Origin of the sequence: Moritella sp. PE36, from assembly GCF_000170855.1 — a bacterium.
Classification (GTDB): Bacteria; Pseudomonadota; Gammaproteobacteria; order Enterobacterales; family Moritellaceae; genus Moritella.
The window spans coordinates 16,941-29,731 of sequence record NZ_ABCQ01000025.1 but is presented as its reverse complement, the minus strand read 5'-3'; the positions used below and the strand labels follow the sequence as shown (position 1 = coordinate 29,731).

Genomic DNA, 12,791 nt, shown 5'->3' with positions numbered 1-12,791 from the left:
CAAGTCCGACTACTCTGTAGTGGCAGCAGGGGCAAAATTGAGCCCATTCACTAACGTTTCAACAACGACGATGCCGGCGCCACTGACGCTTTCTCTCCCCCAACCGACACGACTACCGCTCGCTCGCCACAAGGGCTGGTTATTGGTTGCGTTTTTAATTTCTAGCGTCAATCCGACTGCAGGCTCTGCATCTAAGCCATTTTTATAATGCCACTCTTCGACAGAACCGGTAATAATATAATCGGCGGGGTATGTGGCTAACCATGCTTCAGCATGTTTATACTTCGAGGTCTGATCGAGAATATCGGTTAAACTCTTGAGTGGGGTTTTTGGATAGATCACCGCATTAATGCCTTTACGATATAACTGAGAACTTAATATCTGCTCCGCTTTTTCTGCTGCGAGTGGGGTACTCGAGTTATTTTGTAACGGCATAATAACCCAAACAGCAGAGGCATTTAGTGGCGGACTATCAGGTGCGTTATAAGTTGAACACGCCGATAGCGCTAATATCATGGTGAAAATTAATGTCAACTTCATTCAAATCCCCTTTATTAAAAAGAATAAAAGTAACCAACAGATATTTCCAATGACTGCTCGCCGTTACGATCATGGCTTTGCCAATCAACATGAAAATAGAGTTCATCGTTGCCAATAACAGGCCACCCAAGTCCCAGACCTAACAAGAGTTCAGGGTCTGAAGTAACAAAATTATAACCAACGGCAGTATCTAACCAGTAACGGGGTTGAGCTAAGCCATTGAACTGTCTGAGCTGTTCAGGTACACCTGTCGCCCCTCTATATAACCGCTGGCCTATCGCTAAGCGTTGATAACTTGAACTAATAAAATCATTACTGGTTATTGGCTGCGTGCCTTGCAACCAGTCCGAAATACCAAGCAGTGGCCCTGAATTTAAGTCCGTGTCATGCATACTATAATCAGCATATATCTGCCATGCAGGTGAACTAAAAAACAACTGCTCAGCGACACGTAATGAGCCACTCCAGCCAGTGCCTATCTCATCATCAAAACGTGTCGACATTTGGTGGTAGCCTAACGTTAATGCCATATTAGTACGATTGCTGGGCTGATAATAAAATCCAGCGTTAACCACATCATCACTGCCTGCAAGTGCCAATGCTTGACTTGCACGAATATCATTGTTTAACCCTGCGCCTAATTCTACCCGCCACATCCGATCAAACTGATGAATATAATTTACATTAAAACCAAGACGTTGATCGCCCAAACCGTCTGCAATATCCACCCCAAATAACCATTCATTACGGTTAAATTGATAGCGAATCAGCCCACTTAAACGAAACTCATCATCAATGCTGCTATCAGAAAAAATGCCTGATGGCTCTGCCGTTTGATAATAACTACTGAGTTGCCAATCTCCGTGTTTAAGAAGTTGATAATAATCGAGTTGTAAGGTATTTATATCCCACGTGGTATTGGCTATGTATTGGCCTCGCCATGCAGAGCGACCATGCATCACGGTAATATAGCCATCTTTACCACTATCATCTTGATTGCCCCGGGAAGGCTGGGATAGTGAGGCGTACTCCTCACCATATTGATAATGGCGCGCCGATATTGATGCTGTCGTTAATGTGTCAAGCTGCAACTGACCTTGATCATTCGTCGCATTTGCCAAAAAGTAATCCGCTAATGAAGTACGCTGCTGCCAAAATCGCATCGCATCGCTATTACCGGAAAGCTGCTGATATTGAAAAAATTGCGCGACTGAATTTACACTTGGGTTTAACAATGCCCGTGATGTGGTCAGCACAGCGGCGGCGGCATCACCCGCAACCAACTCTAATAACGAGTATTCGGGTACATAATCACTTGGTAACGTATCAAGTGTCTGTGACAGATTTTCTGCAAAATAACGACGTAGTTTATAAGCATGTTCGTATAACTTTAACTCTTCTAGTAATGAAGCATAGTGGATCAATACCGTAATATCCGTCTTATCCGTTTTATCATTGGTGATTAAATATTTTCGATACCACATATCAGCATGTTGGCGATTAGCGAGCTGTTGTGTTAGCACCGCAAAGGTCAGCTCAAATTCCGGATTATCCCTTAATACCACACCGTATGTATCATACAGTTCACGCATCGTATTAATGTCTTGGATCTCAATAGCCCACCATATATAGCTGTTTATCGTGGGGGTAAATAAATGCTCTGAGTTCAGTGATAACCGAAAGAAATGATGCGCATCTTTATATTGCTGTTGCTGAACAGCATACATAGCACGGTAATAATAAACATCAGCTCGATCTTTCATCGCGTCATTTTGTAATGCCAGCTCCATCAACGCTTTCAAACCAAAATCACGTTTCACCGTGCGACCAAAACGAGAACCAGCCGAAACCTCAGACTGATAGGCAATATTGATCGCCTCCAACAGCAACGCTTGATTTTCAGTTTTGGCATATAACTGCACGAGTGTGGGGATATCTTGTTCGGTAAAAGGGCTGTGCAACTGGATATAACGATATACATCTATATTGTGATCCGAGCGCTTCATCAATGCTTCCTGACTTGCTAATGCCAACGGTTTTTGACTCAACTCCCATGATAAAAATGCCACCATGCGTAAATATGCGTCATCCGCCTTCAACCAATTAACAGGCTCAACGAGCACTTTCAGCGCATCCTCCGGTTGATTAAGCATAATATAAGCTTCAGCAAACCGGACAGCATCAGAGGAGCCTAACGAACGCTGTTTTTTGAGTTGCTGATAAAGTTTGATCACGCGAGAATATTCATTGGTATAGCTATACAAACGGGCAAGTTCAATTATCAAGGCCGTATCATCAGGGTGTTTACGCATTAACTTTTTGACACTTAATACCGTTTCGGCTGTGCCTTGTGATTTTTCTAATGCGTTTAACCAATCTGCATATTCATCAGGTAATAATAGGTCTATGTCGGCAAGTTCATCATAAAATCGTCCTTCATGATAGATATCACAAAACGCTTTAGCCTGTTGGCTTGCATCACGAAATTGTGGTTCCGAAGGATATTTGTCAACCAGCAATAAACTTATTTCAAATGCTTTCGTTATGTGTCCCTGCCAGCGATAAATTTTATTTAGGCTGAGTAAGTCATCTTTGATTTGTTGTTTATTGTGCGGGCTATTGACCTTAACATTCGCCGCTATACCACTTTTATCATACGTCAAACCCAGGCTTTCAGAGAGCAGCGCTAACGCTGTCGTATAATCAGAAATTTGTAATGCCAACGAGATCAACTCGTCATAACTAATTTCATCACTACCTAAGTGTGGCTTCAATATAGTTAATGCGTATATCGGCATATTCAATGAGAGGGCAAGATCAGCAAACCTGCGGGCTAACATCACGTTGGGAATGTGGTTGGTATTATCAAACAACAGCTCAACTTTACTAATTGCATAGGCATTTAACAGGGGCTTTTCCGAGTATGCACCAGCCATCACAGCATCTAAATAAAGCGCATGTGCATGCCAGTCTTTGTTACTTTCAGAGCCGTTCAGCAGCGGTTCAATGACATCAATGGCCCCTCGAATATTCCCTAATTGATGAATATTTTTCGCTATCAGCAATTTTATTTGTCGATTATCAGGCTCCCTATCTAACATCACAGTCAAAAATGACAAGGATATTTCAGGGGATGTCGATCGCGAAATGAGTGTCAGTAATGTCGCTTTCGTCGGGGCAATTAACCATAACGCATAGACTGCGGATAGCACGAGCAAAGTAAGCGGGCCAAGTGCTAAGATCCGAATACGTGTTCTGGTTTTTTTGGGGTTTACTTCGTTAGAACTACTTTTCATAATAGACCTTATTTATCTAACATCTGTTATTTATCTAACATCCCTTACTGAGTTAACGTCCCTTATTTACAATATATTGAGCCAGAGAATTGCCCTGACTGTGACGATTTTAAAACCAATGTTTTATCCGCCAGTCGTGATAATTTTAATGGTTTATTCGCCTGAACTGTACAGTGGCTGGCATTGGCAATTTCCAACTGAAATGGTACATAACTGTGAAATGCCCAGTTAATATGATCACTATTTTCAACCCATTTAGTCAGTATTCCGTTGGCACTGGATAATCGCACTTGTTGATGATTTTTGTCTGAAAGTGTCAGCTGTGTTCGAGGTGATATTAAGGTAATGTATTTACCATCAGGTCCATTTGCCCAACCTGCTATATTGCTCTGATTTATAACCGGAAAACCGAGTTGATTGGCTAATCTAATACTCCGTACGCCAGTGGAGTTAACCAACCAACGACCATCTAAGGTTTTCGCCAAACTGGTTTCGTACAGTTGTCTTGCTCTTGCAGAATACTCGCTGATATATAAAGGGTTCACTTTTTGGGCCAGTGCCCAATCATATACTTTAATCAGACTATTTAATGACGCGGGGTAAGCGCCTGAATACATATGATAATAAATACTAATGGATTTTAAGCGACGTGGATGACCTAACAAATCAAACGTTTCAATTGTTCTCTCGTAACCATCATGGTTTTCACTCCATAAATTGGTATACAAATTTTCATTTAATACCGGCGCATAGACCTGCACACTAGAAGGATACCAAACGATCGTGGGAGACACGCTTGACCAATCATTATCACCGGCCACTGCAAAGGTATTACCGCCGTTTAAATTAAATAATCCCGCATTATCAGCCATGGCGAGAGTCGCTTCATCAGGGTCTGCTTTCCCTGACCATAAGATAACGTTCACTTTTTTGCCTTTAGGTGCTAGCGTCTCCCTAATGTAACGAATTGAACCCAGTACTTCTTGTTCATAATCAAGCTCGTAATTTGGGATCGGTAAATGTTCACCGTATTTTTTAGTGACCTCTTTATGACTGTTATCCCAAAAAAATGGATGACTAAAGGTATGTGACGCAATTTCTATGTGTGGTAATTTAAAAATATCACGGGCGATTGCTTCAAGTTTCGGGCTTTGTTTTGGATGTAAGCCACGCATGCCAACCTCCCCTTCAATTACCGACACGGTTTGCGGAAAGGTATAAGGCTTAAACACATGATCACGCAATACTTCGGCGGTATAAGGGTTACCCGGAAACCAACCTTTAGATAAAAAACCATCGCCATCAACATGGCTGGTTAAAATCCGCCGACCCGATTCGGTCGTTACATCTGGCGCAGGAATAATAGGTAATTTCAGCGTTAATTTAAGTAGCTTAAAAGGATCAAGCAGCCACTTTTCTTTATGGTTAGCTAAGTTAGATACCGGTAATGGTGCCATAATCGCCCCACCCCAGTCGGCACTGAAAAATAAGGTCGATGTGTTATTATGCGCATCAGCAACCGTAACATACTGCTTCAGCCCATCACTCTCAACTTGCCAGCGAGGATGCGCATCAAATTCACTGAACGACAGTGGATAACGATCTTCAAGCCATTTCTTGCCCTTGGTTATCCTTATTTTACCCTCAAGCAGCCCGTTTAACCGTATGCCTAATTTAGCCAGTAATGCTTTATCCGTTGGTAATGAACTGATAAATAAGATTGGCCAACGATATAATTCTTGCATTAACCACTGCGATAGTTTGGGATATTGATTATAGACAGCTTGATCTAACCAAATAACGGCACCGGCATATTTACTGGTATCAATATGACTAAAATCAAGTGTATTAATATCTTTACAGTCAAGCACATAACCTTGATATTCAATTGGCATCGAGACTAAACGATGACAATATGAATCAACTTTACGTTCGTTTTTCCCATTATATAAACCAAATATCCGCTTAGGTATAGGTTCAATCGTACTCACCCCAAACTCATACAATAAACCATCACTGACGTAAGGTGTGTAGCCAGCACGAATCAATCGCTTAGCAAGTTTAATTTGTGCTTTACGTGAACGCGTCGGTAAATAATCAATAACGATGGCTTCAATGCCTTGCGCTTTGACCGCATCGAGTTGGTCTTGTAACCAGCGACTGTCACTCTCCTCGACAGGATGATATATACCTTTTATCGGGTCATAACTCTGCCACAATGATTCTGCTACAACCGCTTCAATCGGCTTTTCAAGTTGCGGTACGATGGCAAAACCACGATTAAGGATCAGCCGAGATTGCGGCGTTAACTGCTGAAAACGTCGAACAATATTAATTAAGGCATCTTGCTGTTCTTGCTGCGCAACACCCTGCGCAAATAACATGTAGCTATCGAGTGTATCTAAAAATAAGCCATCAAAACCTTTATCTAAATACGCTTGTGCTTGCTGGAGCAAATGGGATTGCCAAATGGGATCGGTGAGATCCATGGCGTAACTCTGCCAGGTGGTATTTTCAGTCATGACAGCATCACGTAATGATGCGGGCAATTGAGCATTGGCAAATTCACCAACGCTGATATAAGCAAATACCCTCGTTTGTACAAGATGCAGGGTTTTAAGTTGTTTTTCGCTGATAAGACGGGGGTTAACCACGACACGGTCATAGCTCATCAATTCACGAACAGAATCAATGGCATTGTAGTAAAAAGCGATAGATTTAGGTTGCTCAACGGCGTTAGAAAATGTGACGACATCAGCAAGTGAATTAGCGTGAGAGTTTGCGCTTAAAAAACACCACATAATAAATGGTTTTATATACCTTATTAATCGCATAGATAACCTTAATTGTAACCAATACACAAGTTCACAATTAGCTGCGAGTACCGTTTTGGCAGATAATAATGTGGTTAAACTGTATTTTTTGATGTTATATTTCGGTTATCCATGACCAAAAAGCATATTTGATTAAATGATAGACACAAATTGTATATCTGCCAACGACGCAGAAGCAGAATCAGCCAATTCTATAAATATGCACTTTTAAGCGCTTGAATTACTTATTTGGAGAGGGTTAAAAAAAAATATATAAATATTGGACGGCGCTGAGATAACGAGGCAGGAGGTATCAATGTGCGCCTTTATTTTTACGACACACAACATCTATACCCAAGCTACTGCAAGATGCTCGCCTCCCGTAGGGCAAACCGAATGAAGGTAGCTTGGGTCTATAATTTACTTATACGATTGCGCGGCCTAAATATTCAACTAAGGCCTCAGAAAGCTCTGACCATTCATCTTCAGGCACATATGCACTTGGATCATCTTCATCATACTCACCAAATTCTTCCCAATACACTTCACGTACTGCACACGCAAAGTCATTGTTTAATTCAGCCATGTCGCCAATGCTGCCAAACCAAATAATATGGCGTAAATCGATCGTTAACTCATTCACGTTTTCGATCCATTCCGCATCTGAGTACGCTTGCTGTTGCAGTACTTTAAAACGCTGTTTCGCCGCATGCACTAACGCGCCATCCATCTCGCCGGTGTCGGCCAAAATATCCAGATACTCATCATAAATAAACTCAATGGCCTGTGCACGGCTATTACACCAGTGTAGCTTAGTGCCTCTGCTGCCTAATACTGATGCATTGTAAGAATCATCAATATGCACGATAGCCCAGCTATCTGTAGATCTACTCATGGTTTTCTCTTTAGTTTATGTAACGACAGATTATCAATCGCTATTATAACCAAAAATCGTTACGCTTGTATCTAACTAGATAATACAGGCAACTGATATGAGCACAAATAAACAACCGAAAATTGCAATCATAGGCGCGGGCTGGTTAGGTAAACCGCTAGCACGACAGTTATTATCGCAAGACTATCCGCTTACAGTCAGTTGCAGCCATACAGAAAAAGCAGCAAGTTTAGTTGCTCAAGGTATCCCAGCAGTAAGCGCCACCCTTAGCGATGAACCACAAGGGGATTGGGCAAGCTTGTTAAGCAATAAAGATATTGCCATTTGCCTGCTGCCTGCCAGTAGAGGCAATCATGCCAGTGCACCATTAGCGGTGCAAATTGCACTGTTGTTAGCGCTACTTAAAAAATACCAAGTGGACAAATTTATTTTTATTAGTTCCACCAGCATTTATCACAAAACAGACCAAGCATTGACCGAAACATCACCCTTAAATTCAAGCAGTACTGTGTATGCGGCAGAACAGTTAATTCAGCAACAACAGGATATTGATTGCACCATTATCCGCTTTGCCGGGCTGATTAGCGCAGATAGAAATCCAACGCGAAGCTTATCGAAAAAGAGTAGCGACGGACATATCTTTGATGCGGGAGAATCACCGATAAACCTAATTCATCAACAGGATGCGGTTGGAGTCATTGAGCAAGTGATCAAACAACAATGTTGGGGAGAAATTTTCAATGCCTGTTGCGATCACCATGCCAGCAGACAAGATTTCTATCAGCAAGCGGCCAAACAACTCGGTATTACCATGCCAAGCTTTACAGCTAAGAACAGTAAACCACATTGCATCATTGCCAACGAGAAGTTAAAGCAACGATTAAACTACCAATTTAGCCATCAGTCAGCTACAGATTTAGTAACTTAGGCTTTGGCATTTGACTTGGTTTCAGACTATCAAAACAATATAACGACATGAGGATAGGATGACGAAACCAAATGCGCAGGCGGCCCCAACGAGAAATAGTCTTTACTTGTTTGGAGACAACTGGGGTATAACATACAGCAGTGCAGGTTGCACAGGTGGGTTTTTCGATACCGCTTTCACAAAATGCCAATTTACGTGCGGTCATTTGTTGTAAACGCTCGCACTCACGACACACCTTGCCTTGGTAAACATGATGCTGCTTACAATACATAGTGATCATTGCATTTTGTAGGCGCATTTCACGGTTTAAACGTGGCTGCGCTAAAATTTCAGTAACTGTTTTCATCGTATATCTATTTTATCTGTTCGCCAATTTAACGATTTAATACATTCGTCAATCACTTGGTTCAACAATAAAATGAGTCTTGTATAAATTCAGAAGAGCGCAATTAGAACAGCAAAATAATCGAACTGCAAGACAAAAAGCCAGGCGTTTAATTTCCATTCGCTTTTGCCTTGCTCCGCTTATCACGCTGCAATAACGCTGCAATAACGCAACAATGTGTCTGAATTACTGCCCTGCCTGCAGCAACCCGATAGTAACGATATCTTTGGTTAATAACTCCGGTAATAACTTGCCTTGTGGTAATGCCGGACCAAACACCTGATTAAATGGGATCGCATAACGGCCATGACGTTTGAGATAAGCTTCAATTTGACTATCCGGTTTAGTCCAGTCTCCTTTCATCGCCACCACATTATCCGCATTTAGACGGGCGATAATATCACTACGTTGCAACACTGCACGTTCATTCACCACACAGGTAATGCACCAGTCAGCGGTAATATCGATGAACACGGTTTTTCCTTCCGCTACATAACCCGCAATTTTTTCTGGCTCAAATACCTGCCAATGAATTTCTGATCCAGACTGAATATCATTACGCTGTAATAACGTCTCTGATTCAGGCGACCAAATGATTGTATTCGCCAACAGCAGATATATTGCAAATGTCGTGACCAGTGATTTAGGCCCAGGTTTCACGATCAAGAGTATCACCATGGCACAAATGATGATGCTAAAAACAACCCACAACATCATGCTTAAATGTGCTTGCAGTAGCCAAATCAGCCACACTAACGTCGCGCACAATAAGGCGGCTAAAAACTGACGAAAGCGTACCATCCACAACCCTGGTTTTGGCATTACTTTCACGCTATTCGGCCACATCGCGATAAGTAAATATGGCAGTGATAAACCCAAGGCTAAACCACTGAATATCACCATGATTTGCCAACTTGAACCCGCCAGTGCAAAGGCCACCGCGGTACCTAAAAAAGGCGCAGAGCAAGGCGTTGCTAATAACACCGCAAAGATGCCTTGATAAAAATGGCCTTTATTAGAACCGGATAATTTATCCATTAAACTTTGTGGTAATTGCACATCAAATTTATCCAGGAGATTTAATGCGAATAGCAGCAGCACTGGGATCATAATCAATAAAAATGCGGCTGACTGGAATTGCACCCCCCAACCAAAACCAATACCGAAATACTTTAAACCTATAAAGAGTAATGCCAGCAACCAAAACGCCACAAAAATACCCGCGGCGCTTAATAAAAAGTTAACCCGTCGTTGCGCACTCGACTCGCTGACCGATTCAACCACACCTAATAATTTAATCGACAATACCGGTAATACACACGGCATTAAATTAAGAATAAAACCACCTATAACTGCCAGCAGCAACATGTATATCCAACTTGGTAAGGTTTGTTCAATCACGGTGGGTTTAATGGTATCGGTAAATGTAATGCCTCCGTGGGCATTGGTTAGCGTCACTTTTAACGCTTGCTGAGGATCTAAACGAGCAGGCGTGCCCGCCATGTCTTCAACCCGTATAATTAAACGCGTCACTCCATCTTGCTGGCTTATTTGCGGCTGACTAAATAAAGTAAAATCCACCCCTTCAACAAAACCATCAAGCACTGGCGTGGTTAGCCCTGCCACTTCAATTAATAATTGCGATGATGCACTGTCCCAGCCAAACTGTTGGATAGAGGCCGATGTGGCACTAATATCCACCGGCACATTGGCGACGTAAGGCTGTAGCTGCGCACTTGAGGCTTTATCAATACTGTTTGCTGTCGCGGGGAGATTTAAGACCAGATCCACTTGCGCACGTATGCACACTTCACGACACACTAACATGGTCGTTTTAGCTTGTAACGCTAGCGCTTTACTGGGATCAATAACGGTGACTTGCAGAGGATAAATAACTTCGTGTTTGTAACCATACGTCTCAACGTCATACACCATCATGCGCTGCGGCACCGGCCATAACCATTCAACATCAGCTAAATTTTCAGATCCTTGCCAGTCAATACTCGGGGGTGCGCCGGCTAGCCCTGGTGAACTCCAATAGGTTTTCCACTCATCATCTAAGGTTATTTTCAAGCCCATAGACAATATCGAGGCACCATTAACGCCATTCGCCGTTGATAATAACTGCGCACTAGCCACTTTCGCCGCAGGATCAAACGCAGTTGCACTTTGCTCGGCATAAACGAAAGAAGAAAGTAATAGGCAAATTAAAATATAAAATCGCATTCAATAAGTTCCCAATTTTGACACTACACCTATCTTAAGTCAGCTGCCTTAAGATATATACCCAAGTTACTTCAAGATGCTATATCAGAGACGAACGAAGGCTCCTTGAAGTATCTTGGGTATAACATTAAAAATTCATTCATTATCTAACCCCGCCAGAATTAGATATACTTCTCGCCGAAGACGTCACTAACACGCGTATTAAGGCGATATTAATTTTATTCCCTTAATCGATTTAATCACATCACTTTTTACAATGGGCAATTAAAATGGATTACGCATTTGTTAAACACATGCACATGGGCATGGCTTACCTTAGTATCACTTTCTTTATTTTCCGTTCAGTTTTGTCGGTCACCGAATCCGCATTATTACAGAATAAGGTAATCAAAATATTACCGCACATCATTGATAGCCTACTTATCTTGTTAGCAGGTCACTTAATGATGACAATCCAACAATATCCGTTTGCTGATGCTTGGTTAACAGCAAAATTAATCGGCCTTATCGCTTATATTATAGTGGGTACCATTGCCATTAAACGCGGTAAGACAGCGATTATACGTTTATGGTCAAGTGTGGCCGCGGTGGCGATTTTTGCTTATATCCTTGGCGTAGCAAAAAACCATGATGTGATGTCGTGGTTAGCGCTAGCTTAAGGGGTTAAGATGACAGCATCGGCTCTATTACAACAATACAGCACCTTGTTCCAGGCGTCAGGTAAACCGGTATTGGATTTAGCCTGTGGCACGGGTCGCAATGGTTTATATCTGCATCAACAGCAGATACCGACTATTTTTGCCGATCAAAGTCCGACTGCATTAACCAGTATAGCGGCTGCGTCTGGTGTGAGAGCCGAGCAATGCTGGCAAGTTGACTTTGAAAATGGTGAACAGCAATTACCCGCTAATCACTATCAGGGCATAGTGGTGTTTCGATATTTGCATCGACCACTCATTGACGCTATCAAGCAAGCGGTATGTTCTGGTGGTATTGTGATCTATGAAACGTTCACTGTCGAGAACAGACAATTTGGTCGACCTAATCGTGATGCATTTCTATTACAGTTAGGGGAATTAAAAGCGATGTTCAGTGACTGGGAATGTTTACATTATTTTGAAGGGATTGAACGAGATCCAGATCGTGCAATTGCACAAATAGTCTGTAAAAAACCATAAAAAAAGCGCCATGTCGAATCATCAACATGGCGCTCTTATCACAAGTATAACAATCCGATATTAAGCGCGGATGAAATCAATGTGTTGAACTTTTGGCTTGAACGCGTGGCGTTGCATAGCTTTAACTGTAACAGCCATTTCAGTACCGTCAACTACAAGCGTAATAACTGAAGAGAAGAACTCTTCGTTACGTTGTGCGTTGTTAACAACATCGTGCTCTAATTCGATAGAGATAGCTTCTTCGCCTTTACCGTAGATTACAGCAGGGAATTTGTTAGCGTGACGTAGGCGGCGGCTCGCACCTTTCCCAAGGTCTGAACGTACTTGTGCTTCAAAAGTGAAAGACATAATCTTTTCCTAATATAAGTAGTAATATTTAGATCTGGACTGAATCCAGATAAGTAAGCGTCTTTTAACTGCTGCCTGCGACCGGGCAACAACAGTATAATTAACGGGTGCGGATAATACCATGCCAGCCTTATCACAACAAGTAAATGCACATAACTAAAAGCATCAGGATTCATTGAGCA

General features: G+C 42.1%; 10 protein-coding genes. 3 read left to right on the top strand and 7 right to left on the bottom strand.

Annotation, left to right across the window (positions count from 1 at the left end; all coding sequences use genetic code 11):
- Nucleotides 1–9 precede the first annotated feature (9 nt).
- From PE36_RS14155 to PE36_RS14140, 4 genes are all read right to left on the bottom strand, one after another.
- Nucleotides 10–540 (bottom strand): hypothetical protein, encoded by a 531-nt coding sequence (locus PE36_RS14155; RefSeq protein ID WP_006032721.1) that lies wholly within the window; start codon nt 538–540, stop codon nt 10–12.
- A 14-nt stretch (nt 541–554) separates the two neighbouring features.
- On the bottom strand, nt 555–3,836 hold the full coding sequence (locus tag PE36_RS14150; RefSeq protein ID WP_006032720.1) for a tetratricopeptide repeat protein: 3,282 nt from the start codon (nt 3,834–3,836) through the stop codon (nt 555–557).
- 62 nt (nt 3,837–3,898) lie between these two features.
- Nucleotides 3,899–6,670: an endo alpha-1,4 polygalactosaminidase gene (locus PE36_RS14145; RefSeq protein WP_198138619.1), complete on the bottom strand. Its 2,772-nt coding sequence runs from the start codon at nt 6,668–6,670 to the stop codon at nt 3,899–3,901.
- Nucleotides 6,671–7,073: 403 nt separating this feature from the next.
- Nucleotides 7,074–7,544 (bottom strand): hypothetical protein, encoded by a 471-nt coding sequence (locus PE36_RS14140; protein WP_006032718.1) that lies wholly within the window; start codon nt 7,542–7,544, stop codon nt 7,074–7,076.
- 97 nt (nt 7,545–7,641) lie between these two features.
- On the opposite strand from PE36_RS14140, the gene PE36_RS14135 reads away from it, so the two are divergent.
- The gene (locus PE36_RS14135) at nt 7,642–8,472 is read left to right on the top strand and encodes an NAD(P)H-binding protein (RefSeq protein WP_006032717.1); all 831 of its coding nucleotides are present in this window, start codon (nt 7,642–7,644) and stop codon (nt 8,470–8,472) included.
- On the opposite strand, the gene PE36_RS14130 is transcribed toward PE36_RS14135, so the two are convergent.
- Entirely contained in the window at nt 8,453–8,818 is a 366-nt protein-coding gene (locus PE36_RS14130; RefSeq protein WP_006032716.1) for a nitrous oxide-stimulated promoter family protein, read from the bottom strand. The two genes, PE36_RS14135 and PE36_RS14130, sit on opposite strands and share 20 nt — an antisense overlap.
- 225 nt (nt 8,819–9,043) lie before the next feature.
- Nucleotides 9,044–11,083 (bottom strand): protein-disulfide reductase DsbD, encoded by a 2,040-nt coding sequence (locus PE36_RS14125; protein ID WP_006032715.1) that lies wholly within the window; start codon nt 11,081–11,083, stop codon nt 9,044–9,046.
- Between the two features lie 269 nt (nt 11,084–11,352).
- Between PE36_RS14125 and PE36_RS14120 the strand changes: the two genes are divergently transcribed.
- Both PE36_RS14120 and PE36_RS14115 read left to right on the top strand, forming a co-directional pair.
- The gene (locus tag PE36_RS14120; protein ID WP_006032714.1) at nt 11,353–11,742 is read left to right on the top strand and encodes a SirB2 family protein; all 390 of its coding nucleotides are present in this window, start codon (nt 11,353–11,355) and stop codon (nt 11,740–11,742) included.
- Nucleotides 11,743–11,751: 9 nt separating this feature from the next.
- Nucleotides 11,752–12,261 (top strand): methyltransferase domain-containing protein, encoded by a 510-nt coding sequence (locus PE36_RS14115; RefSeq protein ID WP_006032713.1) that lies wholly within the window; start codon nt 11,752–11,754, stop codon nt 12,259–12,261.
- A gap of 60 nt (nt 12,262–12,321) precedes the next feature.
- Here PE36_RS14115 and rplY read toward each other — a convergent pair whose 3' ends face one another.
- Nucleotides 12,322–12,609 (bottom strand): 50S ribosomal protein L25, encoded by a 288-nt coding sequence (gene rplY / locus PE36_RS14110; RefSeq protein ID WP_006032712.1) that lies wholly within the window; start codon nt 12,607–12,609, stop codon nt 12,322–12,324.
- Nucleotides 12,610–12,791: the final 182 nt, after the last annotated feature.

What these genes read in the sequence shown, in the direction of transcription:
- PE36_RS14150 (WP_006032720.1), bottom strand. Translation starts at nt 3,836, where the DNA reads ATGAAAAGTAGTTCTAACGAAGTAAACCCCAAAAAAACCAGAACACGT.
- PE36_RS14115 (WP_006032713.1), top strand. Translation starts at nt 11,752, where the DNA reads ATGACAGCATCGGCTCTATTACAACAATACAGCACCTTGTTCCAGGCG.
- PE36_RS14130 (WP_006032716.1), bottom strand. Translation starts at nt 8,818, where the DNA reads ATGAAAACAGTTACTGAAATTTTAGCGCAGCCACGTTTAAACCGTGAA.
- PE36_RS14145 (WP_198138619.1), bottom strand. Translation starts at nt 6,670, where the DNA reads ATGCGATTAATAAGGTATATAAAACCATTTATTATGTGGTGTTTTTTA.
- rplY (WP_006032712.1), bottom strand. Translation starts at nt 12,609, where the DNA reads ATGTCTTTCACTTTTGAAGCACAAGTACGTTCAGACCTTGGGAAAGGT.
- PE36_RS14120 (WP_006032714.1), top strand. Translation starts at nt 11,353, where the DNA reads ATGGATTACGCATTTGTTAAACACATGCACATGGGCATGGCTTACCTT.
- PE36_RS14125 (WP_006032715.1), bottom strand. Translation starts at nt 11,083, where the DNA reads ATGCGATTTTATATTTTAATTTGCCTATTACTTTCTTCTTTCGTTTAT.
- PE36_RS14140 (WP_006032718.1), bottom strand. Translation starts at nt 7,544, where the DNA reads ATGAGTAGATCTACAGATAGCTGGGCTATCGTGCATATTGATGATTCT.
- PE36_RS14135 (WP_006032717.1), top strand. Translation starts at nt 7,642, where the DNA reads ATGAGCACAAATAAACAACCGAAAATTGCAATCATAGGCGCGGGCTGG.
- PE36_RS14155 (WP_006032721.1), bottom strand. Translation starts at nt 540, where the DNA reads ATGAAGTTGACATTAATTTTCACCATGATATTAGCGCTATCGGCGTGT.